The organism is Microvirga terrestris (assembly GCF_015694425.1).
Lineage (GTDB): Bacteria > Pseudomonadota > Alphaproteobacteria > Rhizobiales > Beijerinckiaceae > Microvirga > Microvirga terrestris.
Window position 1 is genome coordinate 353,028 of sequence record NZ_JADQDN010000004.1, and the last position, 26,549, is coordinate 379,576.

Annotated in this window: 25 protein-coding genes, 1 tRNA gene and 1 pseudogene; 15 read left to right on the forward strand and 12 right to left on the reverse strand. The window is 64.4% G+C overall.

What is annotated here, in order from left to right; genetic code table 11:
- Positions 1-47: 47 nt before the first annotated feature.
- On the reverse strand, positions 48-2,315 hold the full coding sequence (locus I2H36_RS10770) for a TonB-dependent hemoglobin/transferrin/lactoferrin family receptor (protein WP_196263883.1): 2,268 nt from the start codon (positions 2,313-2,315) through the stop codon (positions 48-50).
- 243 nt (positions 2,316-2,558) lie between these two features.
- On the opposite strand from I2H36_RS10770, the gene hemP reads away from it, so the two are divergent.
- The 4 genes from hemP to I2H36_RS10790 are packed head-to-tail and all read left to right on the forward strand — an operon-like array spanning position 2,559 to position 5,488.
- Positions 2,559-2,729, forward strand: a complete 171-nt coding sequence (gene hemP, locus I2H36_RS20425) for a hemin uptake protein HemP (RefSeq protein ID WP_343234434.1) — start codon at positions 2,559-2,561, stop codon at positions 2,727-2,729.
- 13 nt (positions 2,730-2,742) lie between these two features.
- Complete coding sequence (locus tag I2H36_RS10780; RefSeq protein WP_196263884.1) at positions 2,743-3,606, forward strand: heme/hemin ABC transporter substrate-binding protein; 864 nt, start codon at positions 2,743-2,745, stop codon at positions 3,604-3,606.
- Positions 3,603-4,685 carry a FecCD family ABC transporter permease gene (locus tag I2H36_RS10785; protein WP_196263885.1) on the forward strand — a complete coding sequence of 361 codons (1,083 nt, stop codon included), beginning with the start codon at positions 3,603-3,605 and terminating at the stop codon, positions 4,683-4,685. The genes I2H36_RS10780 and I2H36_RS10785 overlap by 4 nt, the downstream gene beginning before the upstream one ends.
- Entirely contained in the window at positions 4,682-5,488 is an 807-nt protein-coding gene (locus I2H36_RS10790) for a heme ABC transporter ATP-binding protein (RefSeq protein WP_196263886.1), read from the forward strand. Before I2H36_RS10785 ends, I2H36_RS10790 begins: the two co-directional genes overlap by 4 nt.
- A gap of 171 nt (positions 5,489-5,659) precedes the next feature.
- Here I2H36_RS10790 and I2H36_RS10795 read toward each other — a convergent pair.
- Both I2H36_RS10795 and I2H36_RS10800 read right to left on the reverse strand, forming a co-directional pair.
- Positions 5,660-6,416: pseudogene (locus tag I2H36_RS10795) on the reverse strand (IS5 family transposase).
- Positions 6,417-6,505: 89 nt separating this feature from the next.
- Positions 6,506-6,590 (reverse strand) — tRNA-Leu (locus I2H36_RS10800).
- Positions 6,591-6,770: 180 nt separating this feature from the next.
- Here I2H36_RS10800 and I2H36_RS10805 point away from each other — a divergent pair.
- Positions 6,771-7,874 (forward strand): complex I NDUFA9 subunit family protein, encoded by a 1,104-nt coding sequence (locus I2H36_RS10805; protein ID WP_196263887.1) that lies wholly within the window; start codon positions 6,771-6,773, stop codon positions 7,872-7,874.
- 10 nt (positions 7,875-7,884) lie between these two features.
- Here I2H36_RS10805 and I2H36_RS10810 read toward each other — a convergent pair whose 3' ends face one another.
- Positions 7,885-8,613 (reverse strand): sulfate transporter family protein, encoded by a 729-nt coding sequence (locus tag I2H36_RS10810; RefSeq protein WP_196263888.1) that lies wholly within the window; start codon positions 8,611-8,613, stop codon positions 7,885-7,887.
- A 60-nt stretch (positions 8,614-8,673) separates the two neighbouring features.
- On the opposite strand from I2H36_RS10810, the gene I2H36_RS10815 reads away from it, so the two are divergent.
- On the forward strand, positions 8,674-9,975 hold the full coding sequence (locus I2H36_RS10815) for a flavin monoamine oxidase family protein (RefSeq protein WP_196263889.1): 1,302 nt from the start codon (positions 8,674-8,676) through the stop codon (positions 9,973-9,975).
- 3 nt (positions 9,976-9,978) lie between these two features.
- Here I2H36_RS10815 and I2H36_RS10820 read toward each other — a convergent pair whose 3' ends face one another.
- From I2H36_RS10820 to I2H36_RS10835, 4 genes are all read right to left on the reverse strand, one after another.
- Positions 9,979-10,257, reverse strand: coding sequence for a hypothetical protein (locus tag I2H36_RS10820; protein WP_246718747.1), 279 nt, complete (start codon positions 10,255-10,257; stop codon positions 9,979-9,981).
- Positions 10,258-10,277: 20 nt separating this feature from the next.
- Positions 10,278-10,997 carry a Crp/Fnr family transcriptional regulator gene (locus I2H36_RS10825; RefSeq protein ID WP_196263890.1) on the reverse strand — a complete coding sequence of 240 codons (720 nt, stop codon included), beginning with the start codon at positions 10,995-10,997 and terminating at the stop codon, positions 10,278-10,280.
- A 187-nt stretch (positions 10,998-11,184) separates the two neighbouring features.
- Positions 11,185-11,562: a response regulator gene (locus I2H36_RS10830; protein WP_196263891.1), complete on the reverse strand. Its 378-nt coding sequence runs from the start codon at positions 11,560-11,562 to the stop codon at positions 11,185-11,187.
- A 177-nt stretch (positions 11,563-11,739) separates the two neighbouring features.
- Positions 11,740-12,732, reverse strand: coding sequence for a 2-hydroxyacid dehydrogenase (locus I2H36_RS10835; RefSeq protein ID WP_196263892.1), 993 nt, complete (start codon positions 12,730-12,732; stop codon positions 11,740-11,742).
- A 150-nt stretch (positions 12,733-12,882) separates the two neighbouring features.
- Here I2H36_RS10835 and I2H36_RS10840 point away from each other — a divergent pair, with 150 nt between their 5' ends.
- Positions 12,883-13,431: an SH3 domain-containing protein gene (locus tag I2H36_RS10840; protein WP_425523299.1), complete on the forward strand. Its 549-nt coding sequence runs from the start codon at positions 12,883-12,885 to the stop codon at positions 13,429-13,431.
- Positions 13,432-13,503: 72 nt separating this feature from the next.
- The gene (locus I2H36_RS10845; protein WP_009490575.1) at positions 13,504-13,653 is read left to right on the forward strand and encodes a DUF3096 domain-containing protein; all 150 of its coding nucleotides are present in this window, start codon (positions 13,504-13,506) and stop codon (positions 13,651-13,653) included.
- A 21-nt stretch (positions 13,654-13,674) separates the two neighbouring features.
- On the opposite strand, the gene I2H36_RS10850 is transcribed toward I2H36_RS10845, so the two are convergent.
- From I2H36_RS10850 to irrA, 3 genes are all read right to left on the reverse strand, one after another.
- Complete coding sequence (locus I2H36_RS10850; RefSeq protein ID WP_196263893.1) at positions 13,675-14,082, reverse strand: hypothetical protein; 408 nt, start codon at positions 14,080-14,082, stop codon at positions 13,675-13,677.
- 126 nt (positions 14,083-14,208) lie between these two features.
- The gene (locus tag I2H36_RS10855) at positions 14,209-15,090 is read right to left on the reverse strand and encodes an EamA family transporter (RefSeq protein ID WP_196263894.1); all 882 of its coding nucleotides are present in this window, start codon (positions 15,088-15,090) and stop codon (positions 14,209-14,211) included.
- Between the two features lie 168 nt (positions 15,091-15,258).
- Positions 15,259-15,729: an iron response transcriptional regulator IrrA gene (gene irrA / locus I2H36_RS10860; protein WP_246718748.1), complete on the reverse strand. Its 471-nt coding sequence runs from the start codon at positions 15,727-15,729 to the stop codon at positions 15,259-15,261.
- Positions 15,730-15,991: 262 nt separating this feature from the next.
- Here irrA and fabA point away from each other — a divergent pair, with 262 nt between their 5' ends.
- The 4 genes from fabA to I2H36_RS10880 all read left to right on the forward strand — a co-directional run bounded on the left by fabA (position 15,992) and on the right by I2H36_RS10880 (position 21,857).
- Positions 15,992-16,513 (forward strand): 3-hydroxyacyl-[acyl-carrier-protein] dehydratase FabA, encoded by a 522-nt coding sequence (fabA, locus tag I2H36_RS10865; protein WP_036354479.1) that lies wholly within the window; start codon positions 15,992-15,994, stop codon positions 16,511-16,513.
- A gap of 189 nt (positions 16,514-16,702) precedes the next feature.
- A complete protein-coding gene (gene fabB, locus I2H36_RS10870; protein WP_196263895.1) occupies positions 16,703-17,926 on the forward strand; it encodes a beta-ketoacyl-ACP synthase I in 1,224 nt (407 codons plus the stop codon).
- A 159-nt stretch (positions 17,927-18,085) separates the two neighbouring features.
- Positions 18,086-18,916, forward strand: a complete 831-nt coding sequence (gene fabI, locus I2H36_RS10875) for an enoyl-ACP reductase FabI (RefSeq protein WP_343234438.1) — start codon at positions 18,086-18,088, stop codon at positions 18,914-18,916.
- 301 nt (positions 18,917-19,217) lie between these two features.
- Positions 19,218-21,857, forward strand: a complete 2,640-nt coding sequence (locus I2H36_RS10880; RefSeq protein WP_196263896.1) for a bifunctional diguanylate cyclase/phosphodiesterase — start codon at positions 19,218-19,220, stop codon at positions 21,855-21,857.
- 64 nt (positions 21,858-21,921) lie between these two features.
- On the opposite strand, the gene I2H36_RS10885 is transcribed toward I2H36_RS10880, so the two are convergent.
- Positions 21,922-22,821, reverse strand: a complete 900-nt coding sequence (locus I2H36_RS10885) for a protein-L-isoaspartate O-methyltransferase family protein (protein ID WP_210331028.1) — start codon at positions 22,819-22,821, stop codon at positions 21,922-21,924.
- 169 nt (positions 22,822-22,990) lie between these two features.
- Here I2H36_RS10885 and I2H36_RS10890 point away from each other — a divergent pair, with 169 nt between their 5' ends.
- From I2H36_RS10890 to trpS, 3 genes are all read left to right on the forward strand, one after another.
- Positions 22,991-23,617, forward strand: coding sequence for a thioredoxin domain-containing protein (locus I2H36_RS10890; protein ID WP_196263897.1), 627 nt, complete (start codon positions 22,991-22,993; stop codon positions 23,615-23,617).
- Between the two features lie 203 nt (positions 23,618-23,820).
- Positions 23,821-25,377: a murein biosynthesis integral membrane protein MurJ gene (murJ, locus tag I2H36_RS10895; protein ID WP_196263898.1), complete on the forward strand. Its 1,557-nt coding sequence runs from the start codon at positions 23,821-23,823 to the stop codon at positions 25,375-25,377.
- A gap of 131 nt (positions 25,378-25,508) precedes the next feature.
- Complete coding sequence (gene trpS, locus I2H36_RS10900) at positions 25,509-26,549, forward strand: tryptophan--tRNA ligase (protein ID WP_196263978.1); 1,041 nt, start codon at positions 25,509-25,511, stop codon at positions 26,547-26,549.

Sequence of the window (26,549 nt, forward strand, 5' to 3'; positions counted from 1 at the left end):
GCAAAGCGGACGCCCGGGGGACCTGCGATCTCCCGGGCGCTTAAAAATCACCAGCGAATCGTCGCGTTGAGCGCGAAGGTGCGGCCCGATGCACGCAACAGGTCGAGGTTGCGGTTGGAGGCCAGTACGCCAACCACATCCTGGGTGTTGTGGTACTCGGCATCCAGAAGGTTGTAGGCGCTCAGGTTGAGCGAGAGGTTCGGCGTCGGGTCGTAGAAGACCAGGGCATCCATGGTCACATAGGAAACCGGCCGGAAGTAGGTCGAGTCGCTGACCCGGTTTTTCCCTGCCGCACCGCGCGCCCTGACCTCTGCACCCCAGCCAGCCTCGTTCTGGTAGCGGATGCCCGCATGACCCATGAACGGGTCGACGGAATCGATCGGAAGCCCCGTCTCCTCGTCCTCACCCTGCGCATAGGCGAGCGCTCCGAAGATCGACCAGTTCGGCGTGAGGCGCCAATCGGCCTTGGCCTCGATGCCCCAGATCCGCACGTTCGACAGGTTCTGATACTGGAACTGGGTGAGGCCCGCCGGGGACGTTCCGACGGTCACCGTCTCGATGAAGTCGTTATAGAGATTGTAGAAGCCTGACACCTGGAAGCTGGAGCCGTTGTCGAAGCGCCCGCGCAAACCGACCTCGAAGCCGTCGCTGGTCTCCGGCTTGAGATTGCCGTTCGGCAGGATCTCATAGAAGAAGATCGGATTCGAGAAGCCGAAATTCGCCGTGTCGTAGGGCGGCGCGCGGAAGCCGCGCGAATATTGACCGAACAGGCGCAGTTGATCCGTGAGATCATAGGTGACGCCGAACTTGGGCGAGACGGCGAACTCGTGCTGCTCCTCGACGGCAAAGTCGCGCTGGTTCGAGCGGTCGAAATCCGCATCCGGGTTCGGATCGAGATGGTAGGTGTCGAAGCGGATGGCGGGAATGATCCGGAGCCTTCCATAGCGCGCGGTGTCCTGCACATAGAGGCCGGCCTGCACCGTCTCCGTGTCAGGAAAATTCTTGTTGGGGAAGGTCTCGCCGGAGATCGTGGGTGTTTCGACGCCCGTGTCGAGATTCCGCTCGATCCTGTTGCGCGGGCGCGAGGTGGAGGTCGCATCGATGGACGCGCCGTAGATGAAGCTGTGCTCCCACTCGCCCCATTGGCGGGTGCCCGAGAACTGGATTTCGGCGCCGTAGATCTCCTGGTTGAAGCCGAAATCCGAGAAGCGGATCCGGTTGGGCTCGGCCGGTGGGCCCGTGAACGATGTGCCGCGCTGCTGCAGCGTCTTCTCCTCGCGGTTCACCTTCGTCCAGTACACGCTGGTGCGCACCGTGTCGGCGACGGACCAGGTCACGGGCAGCGTCCAGTCGAAGCTCAGGCGCGGCCGGGTGGTGGTGTCGTCCGCGTCAGAGTCGAACACGCGGCTGAACGGCATGCCGCCACCGCCGGGAGTGTTCGAACGGTCGCTGAGAAGCTCCGTGCCGACCTCCTTGCGCAGGAACTCGCCGGTGAGCTTGACCTGCCCCCAATCGCCTGCATTGTAGAGCAGCTTGGCGAGGACGTTGTCGGCGGAAAAGTCCTGCGGGTTGGGCCGCAGCGTCGAGTTGTCGTCGAGGTTCGGCTTCACCTCATGGCCTTGGCGATGGGTGTAGAGGATGAGCGACTCCCACGGCCCGAAACGCCAGGCTCCGGTATAGGTCTGCAGGAAGCTCCTGTCCTCGGTGTCGTAACCTGTCTTGGCCGCGAGGTACCAATCCTTGCCGACGAGATTGAGATAATCGGATGGATCCTTGGTGACATAGGAGACCACGCCGCCGATGGCGTCGCTGCCATAGAGGGCCGAGGACGGACCGCGGATGATCTCGACCTGCTTCAGGCTGTCGAAATCGACGAAGTCGCGGGTATAGGTGCCCGCCCCGATATTGGTCTCGGGAAAGTCCGGTATCTTGACGCCGTCGATCTGCACGCGCACGCGGTTCTCGCCGATGCCGCGGATCACGTAATTGGTGGCGCCGCCGCGCGAGGGCTGGTTGCCGACCGAGACGCCGGGCTCCTCGCGGGCGAGATCGCGCGGAGAGTTGATGTTCCTCTGATCGATCTCCTGCTGCGGCGTGACGCTCACCGTGGAGGGACTGTCATAGACGGTTGTGGGCACGCGCTCGGCCGTGACCGTGATGGCGTCGAGCGTGGTGAACAGAGGTGCTTCCGGCGTCGGGGCTTGCACTTGCGCCTGCGCGCCGGTGGCCAGCGCCGCACCCGTGAGAGGGGCGAGAACGAGAAGGGCGAGGGGTGAAGTGGACGCGCGAAGGCCTTCGCGCAGGAAGGTAATCATCCTGACGATTCCAGTCTTTCATAGTGCTTTTCTTGCGGACTGGCTGGCTCGCGCAGAAATCGAATTCACGCTGGCTGGCTACTGGCCCATATCCTGCCGGATAAGGGTTTACATCCGATAGCCAAATCAAATAACTGCGTCAATATGGACTCTCATATTCGTAGTTTTACATATTTCTAAACTGCGAATACATGATTGAAGTGTCTGTATGCAGTTTAGAGCAAGTAAAATCTGGGGATCAACGTGCACAACCCGCCTTCACCGTCGGACATCAAACCTGACAGGGCTCCTCCGGCGAAAGAGATCGATGTGGCGAGCCTGATCGGGGCGGCGCGCGAGGTGGTGCTCCTCCACCGGGGCGAACGCTACCGCCTGCGCGTCACCGCCAGCGGCAAGCTGATCCTCACCAAGTAGAAGGCTGTCCTCGATGCTGTCACGTCGCATGCTGCTTCTTGCATCGCCGCTCCTGTTCTGTACGCCACCCTTGCGCGCCGAAACCACGCGCCGGATCGTCAGCGTCGGCGGCGCGGTGACGGAGATCCTCTACCGGCTTGGTCGTGCCGACGAGATCGTCGGTGTGGATTCCACGAGCCTGTATCCCGCTGACGCGCTCAAGACGAAAGCCAATGTGGGCTATGTCCGCGCCCTCGGCGCAGAAGGCGTGCTCTCGCTCAACCCGAGCCTCGTGCTCGCATCGGAGGGAGCAGGCCCACCCGATGCCCTGAAGCTGATCGAGCAAGCGGGCGTTCCCATTGTCCGTGTCCCGGACCAGCCGAGCCCGGCCGGCATCGTGAAGCGTGTCGAGACGATCGCGCAGGCTGTCGGTGCAACAGAACGGGGCTCCGCACTCGTGAAGGAAATCGAGGCTGGCTTTACACGGCTTGCCGAGGCCAGAGCCGGGGTCGGGCGCGCGACTCGCACGCTCTTCGTCCTCTCGCTCCAGAACGGGAGGCCGCTCGTCGGCGGGCAGGGCACCACGGCCGATGCCATGCTGTCGCTCGCGGGCGCCACCAACGTGGCATCGTCGCTAAACGGCTGGAAGCCCCTGTCGGACGAAGGCCTGATCGCGGCGGCCCCCGAGGCCATCGTCATGATGAACCACGGTCCCGGCGGCGCGGCCTCCGACCCTTTCGCTTACCCGGCCTTCGCGGCGACGCCTGCCGCCAAAAGCAAGCGCCTCGTGGTGATGGATTCGCTCTATCTCCTCGGCTTCGGTCCGCGCACGCCCGATGCGGCGCGTGACCTGATGGCAGCGCTTCATCCCGATCAGGTCGGGCAAGCGAAGCGATGACGTCGGTTGCGCTTCAACAAGGTCGCGCCCGCACAGGGTTTCGTGAGTCCAGGGCTTTGCTGCTGACCGCACTTGCAGGGCTGGTGCTGCTGGTGAGCCTCGTGGCGCTTGGTCTCGGTGCCACGGGCGTTCCGCTGTCGCGGACGCTGTCCATCGTCACGGATGCCGCTATGGGCCGCACAGGAGCGCTCGGAGGCGATGGGCTCATCATTCTGCAGGTGCGCCTGCCGCGCCTGCTGCTCGGTCTTCTCATCGGCGCGGCGCTCGCCTCATCCGGGGCCCTGATGCAGGGTCTTTTTCGCAATCCGCTCGCCGATCCGGGCCTCATCGGCGTCTCGGCAGGAGCGGCCCTGGCGGCAGCCACGACCATCGTGCTCGGGGACGCGCTGCTGGTGCCCCTGATCGGCCCCCTGCCCTTCACGGCCCTGCCCATCGGCGCCTTCGCCGGCGGGTTGCTGACGACGCTGGCGCTCTATCTCGTGGCGACGCGCAGCGGCCGCACCTCGATTGCCACCATGCTGCTCGCCGGCGTCGCCTTCGGTGCGCTGTCCGGCGCGGTCATGGGCCTGTTCTCGTATCTGAGCGACGACCGGCAGCTGCGCGATCTCTCCTTCTGGTCCCTCGGCTCATTGAGCGGCGCAACCTGGTCGAAGACCATGACGGTCGCGCCCTTCATCCTGCCCACGCTTCTCGCCACACCCTTTCTGGCGCGCGGCTTGAACGCCCTCGCGCTCGGCGAAGCGGAGGCATTCCATCTCGGTGTGCCGGTGCAGCGGGTCAAAGCCCTGGCGATCCTGCTCGTGGCGGTTGCCGTCGGCGCTTCGGTTGCCGCTGCCGGCATGATCGGTTTCGTCGGCATTGTCGTACCGCATGTGCTGCGCCTATTGGCGGGAGCCGACCACCGGATGCTGCTGCCCGCTTCCGCGCTGCTGGGCGCGGCTCTGCTTGTGGCCGCCGACACAGTGGCACGCACCATGGTGGCGCCGGCAGAGCTGCCGATCGGCATCCTCACCGCAGCCATCGGCGCGCCGTTCTTCCTGTGGCTCTTGCTGCGCCGCCCGGGAGGCATGGCCCTATGAGCGCGTTCTTGGAAGCCACGGATCTCACCTATCACAGCGGAGGCAGGGCGCTGGTCGACTGCATCGATCTCTCATTTGCCAGCGGCTCCTTCACAATCATCATCGGCCCCAACGGCGCCGGCAAGTCAACGCTGCTGCGTCTCCTGTGCGGCGAGCTTGCGCCTGCGCGCGGCGCAGTGCGCTGGGACGGGGAAAAACTGCACATGATCCCGGCTTGGCGTCTGGCCCATCGCAGGGCGGTGATGCCGCAGGCCTCGGACCTCAATTTCCCCTTCACGGTCTTCGAGGTGGCAAGCCTCGGCACGCAAGGGATCGGCCGCGGCCTGTCCCGGAGCGATCGGCAGCGCCTGGCGCTCGAAGCCTTGGAACAGGCGGACGTCGCCCATCTCGCGCCGCGCAACTACCAGACCCTCTCGGGCGGAGAGCGGCAGCGGGTTCATTTCGCCCGCGTGCTGGCGCAACTCGCCGCGGGCCGAACACTGGAAACGCAGCAGGCCCTGTTCCTCGACGAGCCCATCGCGAGTCTCGACCTCAAACACCAGCTCGCTCTGCTTGAAACCACGCGAGATCTCGCACGCAAGGGGCTCGCCGTCATCGCCGTTCTGCACGACCTGCAACTGGCGTCAAACCTCGCCGACAACCTGATTCTTCTGCACCAGGGCCGCCTCGTAACCCGTGGAACACCAGAGGCTGTGCTCACTCCCGTCACCCTCATCGAGGTTTTCGGCGTAACCTTACGATCAAACGCGCTCCCAACGAGCCCCTGGACACTTGCCACAGCCCAAGAGCACCCTGCAGCCTGAGGTGAGACTGGCGCAGAAAGCAACATCATCGTTATTGGGGATGGAAAAGAAGAGAACCAGAGCCCCTCAGCACATTGCAACCATCTCGGACGAAGCGAGATGGTCTCAAATTATGTTCGGGGACTTTGACATGGATCCCTTAGAGGCTGACTCAAAAAGACTTGTGGTCTATCAGGGTCTTGCGAGCCGTCTTGTCAGCATCCGGATATGAGCGATGAAGACCCAGGCCACCGCACTCTCAATGGAGGCTTCGAAGTCCTTGGCCAGGCGGCGGCAGCGTCCAAGCCAACCGAAGGTTCGCTCTACGACCCAGCGGCGCTTGAGGACCGCAAAGCCTTTGGCCGCATCCGAGCGCTTGGTGATCTCGATCGTCCAGTGCCCGAGAGCGGCGATGGCGTCGCGCAACTTGTCGCCCGCATAGCCCCATCGGCAACCACATGGCGCAACCAGGGATAAAGGGCCCGGATCGAGGTCGGCACCTCCACGATCCTGGATGTCGGCGGTGTGAACGCGCAGCCCGACGAGATGGCTCTGCGTCTCAGTGATGATGTGGCGCTTGCGCCCCTTGATCTTCTTGCCAGCATCAAAGCCGCGCGGGCCGCCGCTTTCCATTGTCTTCACCGATTGGCTGTCGATCACGCCGGCAAAGGGGTCGCCTCGCGCCCGGCCCTCGCGCGCGAGGCGGCCACGAGAGCATGGTTGATCCGCTCAAAGGTGCCATCCCGTGACCACGCATAGAAGTAACTCTGCACAGTCGAATAGGTCGGAAACTCCTTTGGCAGTTGGCGCCATTGGCACCCGGTCGAGGCCAGATACAGGATCGCCTCAACCCCGGCTCGATCAATGCCCATTCGGCATCCGTGAGATTGCTTGCATAGCGCAGTCCATCTCGCCGATACTGTCGGCGAGTGGCCTCGGTCCAAACCATCGTGACCTCCATCGAATCTTCGCAAATCCGACGGAATCAAAGGGGCTTGAGGCCACTCAACCTTTTTCAGTCAGCCTCTTAGAGAGGGATGGTGCCCAGGAGAGGACTCGAACCTCCACGGTGTTACCCGCTGCTACCTGAAAGCAGTGCGTCTACCAATTCCGCCACCTGGGCATGCCTGTCCGGCAAGGCTTCGTTTACGGTGGTTCGGGCGGCACGTCAATCGCTGAAAATGCGCCAGATGTGCTTTCTTCTCGATGCACCTCTTCACAGGGCAGCGGCGTTTGACTAGAGACATTCCAAATTTCACACCCAAGCTCTGGACCCACGGTATTGTCCGGGCAGGAGAGTTTCATGATCGGTGCCCTTCGCACGCCTGAGCAGCAAATCGTCACCGTCTTCGGCGGCTCGGGCTTCCTGGGCCGCTATGTGGTGAGCCTTCTCGCCCAGCGCGGCTATCGGGTGCTCGTGCCGACCCGGCAGCCGAACATGGCGAACTTCCTTCCTTTGGGAAAGGTGGGGCAGATCCACCCGATCCATGCCAACTTGCGCAACGAGGATTCGATCATCCACGCAGTGGCCCGGGCCGATCACGTGATCAACCTAGTGGGCATCCTGCAGGAGACGAGCCGCCAGCGCTTCGACACGCTGCAGGCCCAGGCGCCGGCCATGATCGCCCGGCTGGCCAAGAAGGCGGTCTCCATTACCCATATCTCGGCCATCGGGGCCGATGCGAACTCGGAATCGGTCTATGCCCGCTCCAAGGCCGAGGGTGAGGCCGCCCTGCTCCGGGAGCGGCCCGATGCGGTGATCCTGCGCCCCTCCCTGTTGTTCGGGCCGGGCGACGGTTCCTTCAGCCGCTTCGCGACCCTGGCCCGCATGCTGCCCGTTCTGCCCCTGCCCGGCGCCGACACCCGCTTCCAGCCGATCTATGCGGGCGATGTGGCGGCGGCCATCGTGGCGGCGGTGGACGGCCGGGTGCCGACCGGGCGCATTTATGAGCTCGGCGGGCCCGAGATCCGCACCTTGCGACAGATGATGGAACTCGTCTTCGAGGTCACCGAGCGCAAGCGGGCCATCGTGCCGGTACCGGCGAAGGCCGCCCGGGCCATGGGTAGCATCATGGGCACGCTCGACTGGCTGACCCTCGGCCTGATCCCGAACGAGCTCGTCACCACCCGCGACCAGGCAATCCTGCTCGAGAGCGACAACGTGGTCTCGGACAGCGCCACTGCCGAGGGCCGTACGCTCGAGGGCTTGGGGATCACGCCCACCACCATCGAGGCGATCGTGCCGAGCTATCTGGTGCGCTTCCGCAAGACCGGCCAGTTCGACCTCAAGCGCAACGCGACGCAGACGATGCCGGATCTGCTCGCGCCCCGCTCAGGAGGAGCTTCGTCCGACTTCCACCCGGAGCGGGCCTCCGGTCCGGCCGTCGGCCAGCAGGCGAGCCGCTGAGAAGCTTGCCCTAGCGGTTCCCAAGAGAGGCCTGGCCCTCGCGGCGGTCCGGGATCGCGGCCCGGCTGCGGGTGAGCCGCTTGTGCAGGTGAACCATCATCACAGCGCCGAAGACTGGCGTGATGAGGTTCACCACCGGCACCAGCACCAGGCCGGCCAGCACGGCACCGGCGGCGAGCACGGTGCCCCGGTGTTCCGTCCGCAGGTGCGCCACGTCCTCCGCCGGCCAGAATCGGCCCGCCGCCAGCTCGAAATATTCGCGCCCCAACAGGTAGGCATTGGCGACGAAGAACGCCCCGATATTGATGCCGGGGATGAAGAACAGCAGCAGGGCGACGAGGTTCACCAGCAGCGACAGGCCGGCGAAGCGGATGCCGTAGAGAATGGCCTTGCCGAAGGGCAGAGCCCGGCCTGGCGGATCGGCCGGATAATCCTTGTGCTCGACCACTTCGGCGACGTCGTCGAGAAAATAGCCCGCCACAATGGCCGAGACTGCAGGCAGCAGATAGATCAGCGCCACGAACAGCCCGAAGCCCGCGAGGAAGAACGCGAAGCTGTCGATGATTGGGTAGCTGGCACTGAGATCGTGATTGGTGAGAAAGATGTCGAACAGCTTCGTCAGGCCGAGCCAGACCAGGACGAGCAGCGCCAGGGTCAATCCGATCGACTTCCAGAGGATGCGCCGCAGTGGGGCTGAGAACACCTCGCGGGCCGCCGCGATAACCGATTGGATGAGCATCTGTCCTTCGTCCCCTCGAAACTTTAGGGCCACGCTTGATGCGCGGTGCGGAGCTTACTTATGAACGACGATGCTGCAAAGCGAGGGGTGGGGGAGCCTGTGCCGTTGAAAACCGGATCGTCGATCGCCCCTGCGGCGGATCCAGACGTGATCATCGTCGGCGCGGGCAGCGCCGGCATCGCGGCAGCGCGCCACCTCATTGCCCAGGGGCTGACGGTCACGATCCTGGAGGCCCGAGCCCGCATCGGCGGGCGGGCGCTCACGCGCAGCTTCAAGGGACATCCGCTCGATCTCGGCGCCCACTGGCTTCATGCGGGTCCGATCAACCCGCTGGTGAAGCTCGGGTTCGAGCGTCGTGAACCCCTGCGCCGGGCCCCCGTGGACGGGCACTTTTTCGTGCGGGGCCGGCCGGGAAGCCGGGCCGAGAGCGCGGCGCTCGACCGCGCCTTCGCCATGGCGGACCGGGCCATGACTCAAGCTGCAAAAGCTCACGAGGACCAGGCGGCCGCGAAGGTTCTGCCCCCTATGGGGCCGCAGGGGCGGCGGGTGGCAGCCATCCATGGGCTGGTCTCAGGCCGGCCCCTCGAGGAGGTCAGCCTGCATGATTTCCCGAGCATGGAATATGCCGACAACCTCTTCATCGCCGGGGGGCTCGGCGCCTATGTGGCAAGGCTCGGGAAGGACTTGCCAATTCAGCTGGAAGCTCCCGTCCGCGCCATCGACTGGTCGGGATTGGGCGTGCGGGTCGAGACCGCCGCCGGAACGCTGCGAGGGAAAGCCGTCATCGTGACCACCCCGATGGCCGTGCTGCAGCAGGATATGATCCGATTTATGCCCGCCTTGCCGAACGCCGTCCAAGAAGCGATCCACGGCTTCACGCAGGGCGTTTACGAGCATGTGGCGCTGCACTGGCCGGATTCGCCATTCCGTGGTGCGGATCGGCTGGCGAGCCTCACCGGAACGCACCGGGCGCCGCCAGGGCTTCTCACCTGCATCGACAACACGCCGTTCCATTTCTTCGAACTCGACCGGCCCGCCGCCGCTGGCTTCGACGGTCGGGACGCTCATGCGCCACATCGCTATGCCCGCGCGGTGCTGGCCGAGCATTTCGGCCACCGGGCGATCCGCAACCTCACCGCGCTGCACAGCACCGCCTGGCGCAACGATCCCTGGTCTCGCGCCTCCTGGGCGGTGGTGCCGCCGGGGCTCTATCCCATCCGCGACACCCTGAAGGCGCCCGTCGGCGAGCGGATCTGGTTTGCCGGCGAGGCGCTGTCGCGAGCGCAATGGGGCACGGCGGGAGGCGCCTGGGAGGAAGGCGAGCGGGCCGCCGGCGAGATCGTCCGATCCCTCGCCCGATAAAAGTCAGTGTGCGGAAAGTCCGGCATCCAGCCGGTTGCGGACCCACATGATCGCCTCTTCCACATCGACAAAGACCGGTGGGCTGACGCTCATCACGGGGCCGCAGGGACCAAAACCAGCTTCCAGAAACCAGCCTTCGGCCTGTCCGCGCCCACCGGCTGTTTCCTGCGACGTCACACGAGACAGAACAGCCACCAAGTGCCCGTCGGAGAGAACAAGCTGCCCGTCATGGGCGCCGCCATCGATCATAACGGAGATGGATTGCAAGGTGATGTCAGGCATGTCTCGTCCGCGGATCAGGGTCACCGGTCCTCGTTCTGCAGGCTGAGATAGGTGGAGGTGAATTCGCCCACCTTCTTCAGCCGCTCCCAATCGAGGATGGTCAATACATCGCCCTGGAAACGGATCAGTCCCTCCTTGCGCAGTTCCTGCAGCACGCGGTTCACATGGACCGTCGACAGCCCCAGCGTATCGCCGAGCTCCGCCTGAGTGATCGGAAGCTGAACCGTGTCGCTCTCGGCACGGCCGACGACCTTGAGACGCAGGTAGAGCTCGCAGATCAGATGCGCCATATGGGCGGCCGCCGAAAGGCGCCCCATGGCGGTGAGCCACTCCCGGTGAATTGCGCCATCGATCAGGGTATCGAGCCACAGCATCCGGGTCAGATGAGGATACTCGTCGGTAATCTTCTCAAGCGTCGCGTGCGGGACGCTGGCAATGCGGCAGGTTGTGAGTGCCAGAACCCCGTGATCCATCGTCTTCAGCAGAAAGCTGTGCAGATCAATGAAGTCACCGGCCACGTGAAGGGCCGAGATCTGCCGCCGTCCATTCGAGACGATCTTGTAGCGGGCGGCAAACCCGTCCAGGAGCAAGGAGCTTTCGCCAGGGCGGTCGCCTTCCCGCACGATGTCCTCATCGGCTTCGACGACCCGAACGCGTGATATCGCGTTTTCCAGCGCCCTCTTCTCCTCGTCGGAGAGGTGGTCGCGCTGTTCGAGCTTGAGGATCAGAGGGTTGGTCATACGGGTCATTGCAGAAGGTAGGAACAGCCCTGTTCTGGCCAAACTCCATTCTTAGCCGCACTTACATATGTTTACGCTGCAGGTGGTTTTCGGTTGCATAAGGACGCAGCCCACAAATCCGTGAGCGAAGCGACCGGGCAAGACACGCAGATCAATTCAGGCGCGAGGTTTGAACGCCGTCAGGCCGTCAGCTCAGCAGAGCCTGAATCAGATTGATTGGCGCCTGCTCGCCATAGGGCTTGGCGATGAAGACAGCATCGTCCGGCAAGAGGATGCTGCCCGCATCCAAATGGCCCGATGTGACAACCACGAGAATGTGAGGCCATCGACGGCGCACGAGGTCTGCGAGTGCGAGCCCATCCATGGTCCCCGGCATTTTCACGTCGGTGAACAGCACCCGAATGTCGTCCCGATACTGGAGGGCCTCCAGCGCCGCCTGGGCATGGGCGGTCTCGATCACATCGAACCCCGCATCCGTAAGGGCATCGGCCGTCGCCATGCGAACGAGAAGTTCATCCTCCACGAGAAGGACAACAGGTCGCGAGGGAATCGAATGGCCGTTCATCGGAGAGACGGGCTCGCGACAGGAGGAAGGTCGGAGATCACGAGGGTCGGCCCACGCGAATCATGCGCATTAACATATGTTAGAGAGGCTTTGGATCAAGGGCTGTCCGCCCGAGCGCCTCATCACCACGCTGATTGAGAGCTGATCTTGTCGGTTTGATCTTGTCGCTTGGCGTGCTCAGAGCATGCTGGGCAGCACCCGGTCCGGTGGCTTGTGGCCATCCACGAAGGCGCGGATGTTGACGATCACCTTCTCGCCCATGGCCACACGCCCCTCATGCGTGGCCGAGCCCATATGCGGCAGGAGCACCACCTTGCCCTGCTTCGCCAGTCGCACGAGGCGCGGATTGACGGCAGGCTCCTCCTCGAACACGTCCAAGCCCGCACCCGCGATGGCGCCCGCCTCGATGAGTTTGGTGAGCGCCCCCTCGTCGATGATCTCGCCGCGGGCGGTGTTCACCAGGATCGCGTCGGGCTTCATGAGCTTCAGGCGCCGCGCCGAGAGAAGATGATAGGTGGCCGGCGTATGCGGGCAATTCACGGACACGATGTCCATGCGGGCCAGCATCTGGTCGAGGGATTCCCAATAGGTCGCCTCAAGCTCCGCCTCGATCTTCGGCGGCACGTGGCGGCGGTTGTGGTAGTGGATCGACAGGCCAAAAGCTTTCGCCCGCCGGGCCAGCGCCTGGCCGATGCGGCCCATGCCGACGATGCCGAGGCGTTTGCCCGTGATGCGCCGCCCCAGCATCCAGGTGGGCGACCAGCCGGCCCAGTCCCCGTCCGGGATCACGCGGGCGCCCTCCGGGAGGCGACGGGCCACCGCCAGGATCAGCGCCATGGTCATGTCGGCCGTGTCCTCGGTGAGCACGCCGGGGGTGTTGGTCACGGTGATGCCCTTGGCCACCGCCGCCGACACATCGATGTTGTCGACGCCGTTGCCGAAATTGGCGATGAGCTTCAGGTTCGGCCCGGCCTGCTCGATGATGCCCGCATCGATCTCGTCGGTGATGGTGGGAACCAACACGTCGGCGGTCTTGACCGCTTCCGCGAGCTCTTCGGCTGAGAGCGGCTTGTCCTCGAGGTTGAGGCGTGTGTCGAACAATTCGCGCAGGCGCGTCTCGATCACGTCGGGCAGGCGGCGGGTGACGACGACCAAAGGTCTTTTTTTCATCGGCCTAAATGCCCTCAGCACTGAAAAAACCGCGAATTGGAAAGAGTTTCACGCTCTCTTAACCCTGGTTCGGCGATCAAAGGTGACGACCCGCCGCGTGGCGGCATCCGTCAAGCTTCTCTACCAGAGCCTGCCATCCAAGACAAAGTCATGATCGGGGAAACCATGCGCAAGACCGTTCTTGCCCTTGCTGTCGTGAGCCTGAGCACCGGAGCGGCCCTTGCGCAGCAATCTCCAGGCGGACGCCTCGGCACCGGCCTGCCCGTGCCCCGCTATGTCAGCCTCAAGACCGACCGGGTCAACCTGCGCGAGGGCCCCTCCAAGGACCACCGGACCGCCTGGGTGTTCCAGCGCGCGGGGCTGCCCGTGGAGATCATCGCCGAATACGAGACCTGGCGGCGCATCCGCGATTCGGAAGGCACTGAAGGCTGGGTTCTCCATTCGCTCCTGTCGGGGCGCCGCACGGCGCTTGCCATGCCCTGGGCCAAGGGCCACCAGCCGCCGATCAGCCTGTTCGAGCGCGCCGATGAGAAGAGTGGCGTGGCGGCTCATCTCCAGCCGGGGGTGATCACCAATATCAAGGGCTGCGACGGCCGGTGGTGCCGAGTGATGATCACCATGGACGGCGCCCGCGACGTGGACGGCTACATCCAGCAGGAGAAGCTGTGGGGCGTCTATCCCAACGAGACGGTCGAGTAGGCCTTTACCGATTTATCAAGCTTTTGGGTTCTAGAACGAAGTAACACGTTCCTGCACCTGAAGGCCTGCTGTATGACGCTTTCGCTCAGCCTCAAGAATATTCTCCCGATCCTGGCTCTGGTTCTCGGGATCGCCTCGATCGTAGCGCCGCGCTTCCTCAACATCTTCGTGGCGATTTTTCTCATCGCCTATGCCCTGGTCGGTTTCGGGCTGCTGCGCTAGCACGGCAGCCCGAGCTTGCTTTTACGCCGTCGCCAAGGGAGCATGCCATGGGAATGGCCAAGGTAAGGGTAAGCCTTCGAAGTCTTTGTCCGGGGCTCCTTTGGGCCGCTTGAACGTAGCCTCCTCTTTATTCGTCGAGCTGTGAATTCGAACGCCGCGCACCCAGTACGGGACAGGGAGGGCGAAGCAGACACAGATCGGGGAAATAACGTAGAGAGCATAGCCAGTCGGAGCCGTTGCGATAAAATCGAGATCCAGAATCCCGTCCTCAGGCGGCGCGATATAGATCCAAGGGCTCAGTCGTGGATTGGTCCAGCCCGTCGAGTTGACCTTCCCACGAGCCATGACGCTGATGGCCAAAGGAGCCTTAGGGACAAGATCGAAGCTTGCGACGTGTACTTCATCGACGCTGTAAATTCGTGAGTCCATGATTGGCCTCCTCGTTCACCCCCCGATCAAGTGCGTAGCATGAGTTTCTCCAACTTTAGATTGCGAATAATTGCCTTTACTCAACCATAGAGTTACCAGTGAAGGATAAAATGGGCCTCGTCGGTCTTATAGGACCTTTCGAACTGCCTTCTTCAGCCGCGGTCCAAAGACGTTAAAGGCGAGGCCCAGCACAATCACGGCGCCGCCGACAGCCTCGATCGGGTGCACCGCCTCGCCCAGGATGAGGACCGAGCCCAGGATCCCGGCGACCGGCACGAAGAGCGCGAAGGGCGTCACCGTGGCGGCCGGGTGGCGGGAGAGCAGATAGGCCCAGATCCCGAAGGCGAAGATCGTGGTCGGGTAGGCGAGATAGGCCACCGCCGCGAGCGTCCCGCCGTCCATGCGGGTCAGCGCGGCGATCACCGCTTCAGGGCCGTCGAGCCAGAGCGAGAGGCCGAAAAGCGGCAGCGGCGCGACCAGGCTCGACCAGACGATGAAGCCCAGCATGTCGACCCGGCCGGCCCGCTTGGACACGATGTTGGCCACGCCCCAGGCGGCGGCCGCGATTACCGTCATGACGAACGGCCCGGCGCCCCCGCCGGTCATGCGCGGCCAAGCGATGAGCACGAGGCCCAGGCCGGCCACGAGTCCGCCTGCGATCTGATGCGGCCCGGGCCGTTCGTTCATCAGGAGGGCGGCGAAGAGGATCGTGAAGAAGACCTGCGCCTGCATCACCACGGAGGCGAGGCTCGCCGGCATGCCGAACGCGATGGCGGCAAAGAGCAGCCCGAACTGGGCGACACCCAGGAAGAAGCCGTAAGCCACGATGATCGTCCAGCTCGTCTTCGGACGCGGAACGAAGAAGACCGCTGGGATTGCGGCGAAGAGGAAGCGAAGGGCTGCCAGGAGCAGGGGCGGCGTGGTGCCGACCCCGAGCTTGATGACGACGAAGCTCAGGCCCCAGATCACCGTGACGAGAAGAGCGAAAAGGCTATGGCTGAGCGGCATCTGGAGCATCGGACCCAAAAGTGGAAGGCACTTTTGGGATTGATCCGATGGTCAATCCCTTAAGCGGCGCATCGTTGAGGGCAGAAAACCGGGGCCACTTTTCACTGGCGTGGCCCGCTGGGTCCGCCCGATGCGCTGAGTCCGGACGCCGCTCTCAACGAGGGAAGTTTAAGCGCCCTTGCGGCGCAGGCGCACGATCACCTCGACGCCCGCCACTTCCATGCCGTCGGGCGGTTGGGGCAGGTCGGCGACGCTCAGGCCTGAGATAGGCATGTCCACGAGCTCGCCCTCTTCCTCCAGGAAGAAGTGGTGGTGCTCGGTGGGGTTTGTGTCGAAATAGGCCTTGGCGCCGTCCACAGCGAGCTGGCGCAGGAGGCCGGCCTCGGTGAACTGGTGCAGGGTGTTGTAGACGGTCGCCAGCGACACCGGCACGCGGGCGCGGGACGCCTCGTCGAAGAGCATTTCGGCCGTGATGTGCCGGTCGCCCTTGCCGAACAGAAGCCAGCCCAGGGACACGCGCTGACGGGTCGGACGCAGGCCCACGCGCCGCAGCTTGTCCCGCAATTCGGACACGGGGCAGCCCTTCCGGTGAGCCGGAGCGGTGGTGGATGCGATATAGGCGGACAAAGGATCGGTCATGTCACGGAACTGAATGGACGAATGCGCGCTTCTAACATCACGATAATAAGAAAGCGAGAGGGTTGCCGCAAGGCTGCCCCCGGATGGCTCATGGGAGCATGGTTCTTGGCAGGGTCCTTGGGATGATGGTTGAGGCTGGAAAGAATCCCGGCTCGGGTCCCTTTGATGGACGGCCAAGCCTGTGCTACCAGAGCCGCACCATGGCCCCGAGGCTTTCTTGAGGCCCCTTGTTGAGACCCTAGGGAAAGGATCGGCACCCGGCATGGCCCGCCAGTCCAGCTTTAATTATGAAGAGCTCCTTGCCTGCGGGCGCGGAGAGTTGTTCGGCCCCGGCAACGCGCAATTGCCGCTTCCACCCATGCTGATGTTCGACCGCATCACCTCCATCGGCGAGGATGGCGGCGCCTACGGCAAGGGTCATGTGGTGGCGGAACTCGACGTGCGGCCGGACCTCTGGTTCTTCCCCTGCCACTTCAAGGGCGACCCGGTGATGCCGGGCTGCCTCGGTCTCGACGCCCTCTGGCAGATGACCGGCTTCTTCCTCGGCTGGGGCGGCTCCCCGGGCCGCGGCCGGGCGCTCGGCGTCGGCGAAGTGAAGTTCTCCGATCAGGTGCTGCCCACCGTCAAGAAGGTGGTCTACGGCGTCGATCTCAAGCGCGTGTTCCGCTCGAAGCTGGTGCTCGGCATCGCCGACGGCTGGCTCGAGGCCGACGGTCGCCGGATCTACGAGGCCAAGGATATGCGCGTCGGGCTGTTCCAGGCCGAAGCTCCGGTCGGCGGGTAGTTCCGATCCAAACTGTTGACAAAGCGCAATCTTTTTTAAAGAACCGGCCCTGTCGTTCCACGGCAGGGCCTTCGTTCTTGGGATCACGCTTTATCCCATTCGCATGGCTCACTGTTGAGAATGCGCATCGTCGGCCTTACGTGTTGAAGCGTTAAGATCGGCCGTGAAGGTCCTGAGAAGAGGTAGGCTATGAGGCGCGTCGTCGTCACCGGAATGGGCATCGTGTCGTCCATCGGCAACAACACGCAGGAGGTGCTGGCCTCCCTGCGCGAAGCGAAGTCCGGCATCACCAAGGCCGAGGATTTCGCGAAATACGGCTTCCGCTGCCAGGTGCAGGGCGCCCCGACCCTCAACCCGGAGGAGCTCGTCGACCGGCGCGCCATGCGCTTTCACGCCAAGGGCACTGCCTGGAATCATGTGGCCATGGACCAGGCGATCCGGGACTCCGGCCTCGAGGAGAGCGAGATCTCCAACGAGCGCACCGGCATCATCATGGGCTCGGGCGGTCCCTCCACCCGCATCATCGTGGAAGCCGCCGACATCACCCGTGAGAAGGGACCCAAGCGCATCGGACCGTTCGCTGTGCCCAAGGCCATGTCGTCCACGGCCTCGGCGACGCTCGCCACCTGGTTCAAGATCAAGGGCGTGAACTATTCGATCTCGTCGGCCTGCGCGACCTCCAACCATTGCGTCGGCAATGCCTACGAGATGATCCAGTACGGCAAGCAGGACGTGATGTTCGCCGGCGGCTGCGAAGACCTGGACTGGAGCATGTCCAACCTCTTCGACGCCATGGGCGCTATGTCCACCAAATACAACGACACTCCGTCGAAAGCCTCCCGCGCCTATGACGTCAACCGCGACGGCTTCGTCATCGCCGGCGGGGCGGGCGTGCTGGTGCTGGAGGAGCTGGAGCATGCCAAGGCCCGCGGCGCCAAGATCTACGGCGAGATCGTCGGCTACGGCATGACCTCGGACGGCTACGACATGGTGGCGCCGTCCGGCGAAGGCGCGATCCGCTGCATGCGCATGGCGCTTGCGGGCGTGCACAACCCGATCGACTACATCAACCCGCACGCCACCTCGACTCCCGTGGGCGACCAGAAGGAGATCGAGGCGATCCGCACGGTCTTCGGCTCGGGCGACAAGTGCCCGCCGATCTCCGCGACCAAATCCCTCACCGGCCACTCGCTGGGCGCGACCGGCGTGCAGGAGGCGATCTATTCGCTCTTGATGATGAAGAACGGCTTTATCTGCGAGAGCGCCCATATCGACGAGATCGATCCGGAATTCGCCGACATGAACATCGTGCGCAAGCGGATCGACGATGCGAAGATCGACACGGTCCTGTCGAACTCCTTCGGCTTCGGCGGCACCAATGCCACACTCGTCTTCAGCCGTCACAACGGGTAAGACTGACGTCATCAACCTGAGACAGGTCCATGCGATGCGCCACTCATTCCAAGAGGGTCACGCATGGACATGCTCACCGACACCATAATTCCGGCTCGCGATGCACACTTTCATAACAATTGGCGTCGCACCCTGGAGCCGATGCAGAGGGGAACCCACGTGACCGGTCTGATGCAAGGAAAGCGCGGCCTCATCATGGGCGTCGCGAACGACCACTCCATTGCCTGGGGCATCGCCAAGGCCCTGGCGCAGCATGAGGCGGAGCTCGCCTTCACCTATCAGGGCGAGGCGCTCGGCAAGCGCGTGGCTCCGCTGGCGCAGTCGCTCGGCTCCAACCTCGTGATCGCCTGCGACGTGGAGGATCTCGCCTCGGTGGATGCGGTGTTCGACACCCTCGACAAGGCCTGGGACGGCCTCGACTTCGTGGTCCATGCCATCGGCTTTTCCGACAAGTCGCAGCTCAAGGGCCCCTACGTAGACGTCACCACCCGGGAGAACTTTTCCCGCACCATGGTGATCTCCTGCTTCTCCTTCACGGAGATCGCCCAACGGGCCGCCAAGCGCATGCGGAACGGCGGCTCGCTCCTGACGCTGACCTATGGCGGCTCGACCCGGGTCATGCCGAACTACAACGTGATGGGCGTGGCGAAGGCGGCCCTTGAGGCATCCGTGCGCTACATCGCCAATGATCTCGGCCCGGACGGCATCCGCTGCAATGCCATCTCGGCCGGTCCCGTGCGGACGCTCGCCGGCGCGGGCATCGCCGATGCGCGCCTGATGTTCACCTACCAGAAGGCCCATTCTCCCTTACGCCAGAACATCACCATCGAGGATGTGGGGGGTGCGGCCCTCTACATGCTGTCGGATCTGTCCCGCGGTGTGACCGGCGAGATCCACTACGTGGATTCCGGCTACAACATCATTTCCATGCCGCGCCCCGAGGTACTGAAGGCCCAGGATGCCGCCGGCGTGACGGGCGAGGAAGACTGAAGCGAGATCGTTCGCGCCGATCCCGGATCGGTGCCTGACTATGCGGAGGCCGGTCGTTGCGAGACGAGCGGCCTTTTTGCGTTCGACCCACCGATATCCTTAACAGAGCAGCGCCCTGGCAGGCGGCATCGGGGTTCCCTCTGCCAGCAACGGCTCTCAGCCCTCGAATTCCCTAAAGGAAAAACCCGTTATCGATTTAATTAACCCTTGCAATCGCAAGGTGCCTTTTGTCGGATAGACAGAAGGAGCCATGTCGGCCAAGATTTTTTCCCTGACATTTTAGTATTCTCAAGTCTGTCAAATGCATCGCAGCCAGTCCACCGCTCCCTTTCAAGGAGATAGTCTTTATCGTGAGACGGTATTCGATGCTGCTTACAATGCTTTCTCTGAAAAAGAGAGCTTATACCGTTACGCCATCGAACTGAGCCACCAAATCCCATGGGTTTCGGATAAAGAAGGCCGTATCCTCCATATCGGGCCTGGCTGGGCGGAGATGCTTGGCTACTCCCTCGAAGACCTGCTGGGGTATGGCTGGATTCAGTTCGTGCATCCGGATGACGCGGCGCGTCTCAAGCAGGCCCGGCGCGAGACCCTGACATCCGGTGCATCCTACGAGTGCGAGTACCGGATCAGAACGGCCGACGGCAGCTACCGGTGGTTCCGCTCCAGCGCTGGCGCACACCGGGACGAGGCCGGTGCCGTCATCCTCTGGTACGGCACCACCCAGGACATCCAGGACCGCAAGCTCGCCGAGCTGACCCATCTGGGCCATACCAGGGTGCTCGAGATGATCGTGGCCGGGCACCCCCTCGGCGATGTTCTGACCGCGCTCTGCGGTCTGGCCGAGGACCAGATTGCCGGAGCGCGCTGCTCGGTCCTCCTCTTCGACCCGGCGGGCCAGATGCTCCGCCATGGAGCGGCCCCCAATCTTCCTCCGACCTACAACGCGGCGATCGACCCCCTTCCGATCGGACCGGACATCGGCTCGTGCGGCACCGCTGCCTACCGGCGCAGCACCGTGATCGTGTCGGATATCGCGAGCGATCCGCTCTGGGCCCCATGGCGTGACCTCGCCGCGCAGCACGACCTGCGGGCCTGCTGGTCGAAGCCGATCCTTTCGCAGACCGGCGATGTGCTCGGCACCTTCGGCTTCTATTATGCCGAGCCACGATCCCCGACCCGGAGCGAGATGGCGAGCATCGATGTCGTGTCGCATCTGGCGGCGCTCGCCATCGAGCGGCAGCGGAGCGAGGCGGCCTTGCGCGAGAGCGAGGAACATTACCGCCATTCGGTCGAGCTGAATCCTCAGATCCCCTGGACGGCGGACAGCCAGGGCAACATCCTCAGCACCTCCACGCGCTGGAACCAGCTGATGGGAGTTTCACCCGACGATACGGTAGGCTCCGGTTGGGCCAGGGTGGTGCATCCCGACGATCTGCCCCTGGTTCGACAGAAATGGATCGACGCCATCCACACGAATCAGCCGCTCGACGTGGAATGCCGCGGGGGCCTTGCGGATGGAAGCTACCGCTGGTTCCGGAGCAGGGCGATCCCGCGCTTTGCCGAGAACGGCACGGTGGTTCGCTGGTACGGGACGGTCGAGGATATTCATGACCGCAAGCTCGCCCAGGAACAGCTGCATCGGGCCGCCTACCACGACGATCTCACCGGTCTCGCCAACCGGCGGTTCTTCCGCGAACGCCTCAAGCAGGTTTTGGACGAGACCCCCGACGCATCCCATGCCGTCGGCCTCCTGGTCATGGATCTCGACCATCTCAAGCAAATCAACGACCGGTTCGGTCACGATGCCGGCGACGATCTTCTGAAAGAGTTTGCCCAGCGCCTGCGGCAGGCGGTGAAAGCCACCGATATGGTGGCCCGCTTGGGCGGCGATGAGTTCGCCGTGATCCTGCCCGATATTACCGGCGAAGCGGACGTTGCCGAGGCCGCGCGGGCGATCCTGTGCCGGATGCAGGAGCCGCTCAAGCGCAGCGGGAAGGCGCTGGACTGCCGCACCAGCATCGGCGGCGCGATCACGGTCGGGCCCGAGACAAGCCCCGAGGATCTTCAGAAACAGGCGGATCTCGCGCTCTATCACAGCAAGAGTTCCGGGCGCGGCGCGTTCAAGATGTTCGTCCCGGCCCTGCGCCAGGAAGCGCAGAGGACGGCCTCGGCCCTGGAGGTGGCGGCGAAAGCGTTGCAATCCGGCTGGATCATGCCGTTCTACCAGCCCAAGGTGGTGCTGGCTTCAGGAGCGATCGGCGGCTTCGAGGCTCTCCTGCGCTGGCAGCATCCGCGCGGTGGCATCCAATCGCCTGAAAAGATCGCTCCAGCCTTCAACGATACCGAACTCGGCACCGCTATCGGCGACCGCATGCGCGCCTGCGTCTTGTCCGACATGCGGCGCTGGCTCGATGCCGGGCTCTCCATCGGGCGCATCGCCGTCAATGCGTCGGCCGCCGAATTCCGGCGCGGCGATTACGCCGAGCGCGTGCTCGACGAACTGAGGCGCGCGGACGTGCCGGCCCGATGCCTGGAGGTGGAGGTGACCGAGAGCGTGTTCCTCGGTTCCGGCGCCGAGTTCGTGGAGCGGGCCCTGCGGACCTTAAGCGCCGAAGGCGTCACCATCGCGCTCGACGATTTCGGCACGGGCTATGCCTCCCTGTCGCATCTCAAGCGCTTTCCGGTGAACACGCTCAAGATCGACCGCACCTTCGTGAGCGGCCTGGAAGCGGATGCCGGAGATGCGGCCATCGTGAAGGCCGTGCTGGGCCTCGGGCACAGTCTCGGAATCGAGATCGTCGCCGAAGGCGTCGAGACGGCGTTCCAGTCGTCTCTCCTGCAGCGCATGAGCTGCGATCTGGTCCAGGGCTACCATTTCGGGCGCCCGATGCCGGCCGGCGACGTGCCGTCCTTCCTCGCCTCATGGCAGGGCATGTAGCCTAAAGCATCGGATGGAACCCAAAAGTGGATTTGCACTTTTGGGTTCCATCCGATGCTCTCGATCATTCCGGCACCGCGTCATAGGACAGAGCCCAGCCCGCTCCAGTGAAGCAGCATCGTCCGGGCGAGGCACTCTCCCGCCAGACCATGCTGCGCACGAATTCCATCCCGCCGCTCTCGAAGGCAGCTTGCAATTCCCGTCTATCCTCACCTGGCTGGGACAGACGGCCCTCCGCACAGACGAAGGATACGTGGCCGAGCCATCGCACTGCAAAGCCGGCCTTCTTGCGTGTCACGTACAAGCCTGCGCCATAAAGCGAATGCGTCCCGCCCAGCGGGCTCGGCTTTGGTCGCGGAACGCCGAGGGGAAAGATGAGCCTGCCATTGGGCTTCAGACGCTCGATCCAGGCCTCGGCCGGGCGCTCGACGGCGAAATTCACGTAAACCGCATCCACATCCTCCTGCGGCCATTCTGCGCCGTCGCCCTGGACGACGGTGACATTGGATCGATCCGCCAGATTGTCCCGGGCGCGCTCGGCCAGAACGGGATCGAACTCGACGGCGAGCACATGCCCTTTCGTGCCGACGAGATGGGCCAGCAGCGCCGTGTAGTAGCCCGTTCCCGCGCCGATATGGGCCACGCGCTCGCCTTCGCGCAGGGACAGGGCGTGCAAGCAGCGGGCATGAAGGGACGGACTGCCGTTGTTGACGCCGTTTTCCGACGCGAGAGCGAAGAGCGCGTCCTGGTAGAGCACGGTGGGATCGTGCGACGCGACGGCCTCGTAGCCCCTTGTGGCGCGCGACATCAGCCAGGGCGGCGCGCCGAGAAAGCGCTCGCGCGGAACGGTGCCGAACGCGTCCTCGAGTCTGGAATCATCGGCAACGCTCGACAGCGTGAGAATCTGCTTGGCATAGGCGCGTCGGATCACGGCCAGTTCGTCCTGGCTGAAAACGGAACTCATCGGGATTTCCTCACAGGTTGGACCGATTGTCCGCAAGAACGAGGCTGAATTCAACGGACTCTCTGATCAGCTCGGATCTTTCACGAGTGTGAGAGACTGCCAACCTTGGCCTTGCCATCGCCATGATCGGGCGGCACGAGGAGCTTCCCTACCGTCGAGTCGCTTTGTCATGATCCTGTCCCGCCGCACCCTCCTGGCCGGTCTTGCCGCATCCGGCACCGGCATTCCCGCCTTCGCGCAATCCGCCCCGGAGCCGCAGCTCGTCCCTATCGAGCTGGTGGAGGATACGCTGGCCCTGCCATCCGCCGTGCGCCTCGGTCACCAGCATGGCGACGTGATCATGATTGAATATTTCGACTACAACTGCCCCTGGTGCAAACGCTCGGCCGGGGACCTGCCACAGCTTCTGAAGGCGGAGCCGGATCTCTCCTACGTGCTGGTGAATTTCGCCGTGCTCGGCATCCCGTCGGTGACGGCGACCAAGGCGGCGCTTGCCTATCTCCAGCTCCATGGCCCCGAGCGCTACCTCGACCTGCACCTCGCTCTGTTCCGCCTGCGCGGCACGGTGGATGGCAGCCGGGCGCTCGCGGAGGCCGAACGCCTCGGCGGCGACCGCCCGCGCCTGGAACAAGCCGCCGATGCCGAGCGCACGACGCAGTGGATGAAGGACACGCTCAAACTCGGCGACTCCCTCGGCTTCGTCGCCACACCGTCCTTCCTGGTCGCCACGCAATCCTATGCGGGCGGCATGACGCTGGCCCAGAAGCGCGAGGCCATCGCACAGGCGAGGGGCTGATTAATTGTTTCGCGAACACGCGCTCCGGTGTCATCCCCGACCGGAGCGTCAGCGGAGGGGAAGGGAATCCATAGCACCGGGCCGTGTGAGTGGATCCCCTTCCCGGCCTGCGGCCGCCGGGGATGAAACAGCGCAGCACTTTCTCCGTAAGGGACAAGAGGAAGTTGCACGAGGCGAACCGAACCGGCTAAGCCTCAGGGCGCATGTCGCTCATCCGCTCCTCCCTTCTCGTCGGCCTCGGCTCGGTCGCGTCGCGCGTTCTCGGCTTCGCGCGCGACGTGCTGTTCGCGCAGGCCTTGGGCGCCGGTCCGGCGGCGGATGCGTTTCTCGCCGCTTTGCGCCTGCCGAACCTCGTGCGCCGCATCCTCGGCGAGGGTGGGCTCAATCCGGCGCTCGTACCGGCCTTGAGCCGATTGGCGCCGAACGAGGCAGCCGAGATGGCGGGCGATACGCTCAGCATCGTCGCCCTTGTTCTTCTGGCGCTCACCGGCCTCGTGGAAATTGGCGCTGGCCTCATCGCCTTTCTCCTCGCGCCGGGCCTGCATGACGACGGCGGGACGCTGGCGCTGGTCGCGCTCTATACCCGCCTGTCCTTCCCGATCGTGATCTGCGTGACGCTCGCCTCCGTGGCGGCTGCCGTTCTCAACTGGCGCGGATTCTTCACCGCAACGGCGCTCGCGCCCCTGGCGGTGAACGGCGGGCTGATTCTGACGCTCGTCGTGCTGGAGAGCGCATTTGATCTGCCTCTCGCCCGCAAGGCTGCGTGGCTTGCCGCCGCCTCGAGCCTCGCCGGTCTGATCCAGCTTGCCATCGTGGCCGCAGCGATCCTGCGGGACGGTGGAAGCCTCGTTCGTTTTCGCCGCCCGCGTTGGTCGCCTCTCCTGAAGAGCCTGCTGCTGGCAGGGTTTCCCGTGCTGGTGGCGAGTGGCGCGGTGCAGATCTACTTTCTCGCCGCCACCCAGATCGCGTCCTTCTGGCCGTCGGGCGTGTCCTGGCTCTACTACGCCGAGCGGGTGATGCAGCTGCCGCTGGGCCTGATAGCGGGCCTGAGCGCGAGCCTGCTCCTGCCGGAGCTTGCCCGGCGCCATCAGGCCGGCGAGCGCCAAGCGCTCGTGACGGCGCAGAACCGGGCCCTGGAGGTAGCGGTGCTCCTCGCCCTGCCGGCCGGCACCGCCCTGTTCATCTTGGCCCGCCCCATCAGCACGGTTCTGTTCGAGCGCGGCGCCTTCGTGTCCACCGATGCCGAAGGCACCGCCCTGGTGCTCATGGCCCTGAGCCTGGGGCTGCCCTTCGCCACCTTGGCGAAGGTCCTGAGCCAGACCCTCTTCGCCCTGAACTCCGTGCGAACGGCGCTTGCAGCCTTCGGCCTGGGCCTCGCCATGACCGTGACCGCCTCCCTCCTCCTCGCCTGGCCGTTCGGCCCGACCGGGATTGCCGTGGGGTTGAGCCTCGGCTGCCTTGCCCATACGGCTGCGGTGATCCTGGGACTGCACCGATTCGGCCTCTGGTCGCTCGACCGCCGAAGCCTGGGCCGCCTGACGCGAACGGGGGTGTCCGTCCTCATCATGAGCCTGGGGCTCCTGGGTGCCAGAAGCCTGTTTCCCGACCCGGAGCCACCCATGCTGGCGGCTATGTGCCTCGGCGGCTTGGCACTCTATGCGCTTGCTGCCCTCGCGACCGGCGCCCTCACCCGCGACGATTGGGCCTCTCTCACGAAAAAATCGTCAGAACCCTTGCGTCCCGACGCGGGCCTGTCGTAACCCCGCCGCAGAGAAGCATGTTCCGGGAGGGCGTTTCTTTCGCCTTCCGTCAGGACGATGCATTGGAAAAGAGTTCGGGGCAGCTCGCGGGTTATCTGGCTCGCATACGCGTCCCGCGGGAGTTCAAGGCGATGGCGCAGTTCAAGGAACTGGTGTTCTCGGGCGTTCAGCCCACGGGAAACCTTCATCTCGGGAATTATCTCGGGGCCATCAAGCGCTTCGTGGCCATGCAGGAGAACTACGACTGCATCTATTGCGTCGTGGACATGCACGCGATCACGGTGCCGCAGAACCCCGCCGACCTCACCCGGCAGATCCGGGAGGTGACCGCCGCGTTCCTCGCCGCCGGCATCGACCCGAAGCGCCACATCGTCTTCAACCAGTCCCAGGTGCCCCAGCATGCGGAGCTCGCCTGGGTGTTCAACTGCGTCGCCCGTCTCGGCTGGCTCAACCGCATGACCCAGTTCAAGGACAAGGCCGGTAAGGACCGCGAGAACGCTTCCGTCGGCCTCTACGCCTATCCGAGCCTGATGGCGGCCGACATCCTGGTCTACCGCGCCACCCATGTGCCGGTGGGCGAGGACCAGAAGCAGCACCTGGAGCTCACCCGCGACATCGCCCAGAAGTTCAACAACGACTGGGCCGAGTCGATCGCAGCCCACGGCTTCGGCGAAGCCTTCTTCCCGTTGACCGAGCCTATGATCCAGGGTCCGGCCACCCGGGTGATGTCGCTCCGCGACGGCTCGAAGAAGATGTCGAAGTCGGACCCGTCCGACTACTCGCGCATCAACCTCACGGACGATGCGGACACCATCGCCCAGAAGGTGCGCAAGGCGAAGACCGACCCCGAGCCCCTGCCCTCCGAGGTCGAAGGCCTGAAGACCCGTCCCGAGGCCGAGAACCTCGTGGCGATCTACGCGGCGCTCATGGACACCACGCCGGAAGAGGTGCTGCGCCAGCACGGCGGCGCGCAGTTCTCCGGCTTCAAGGCGTCGCTGGTCGACGTGGCGGTGACGAAGCTCTCGCCGGTCGCCGACGAGATGCGCCGCCTCATGGGCGATCCCGGCCATATCGACGCGGTGCTGGCGGACGGCTCCGCGCGGGCGCGGGCGCTCGCCTCCGTGACCATGGATGCGGTCAAGGACATCGTGGGATTCGTGCGCGCCCGCTGA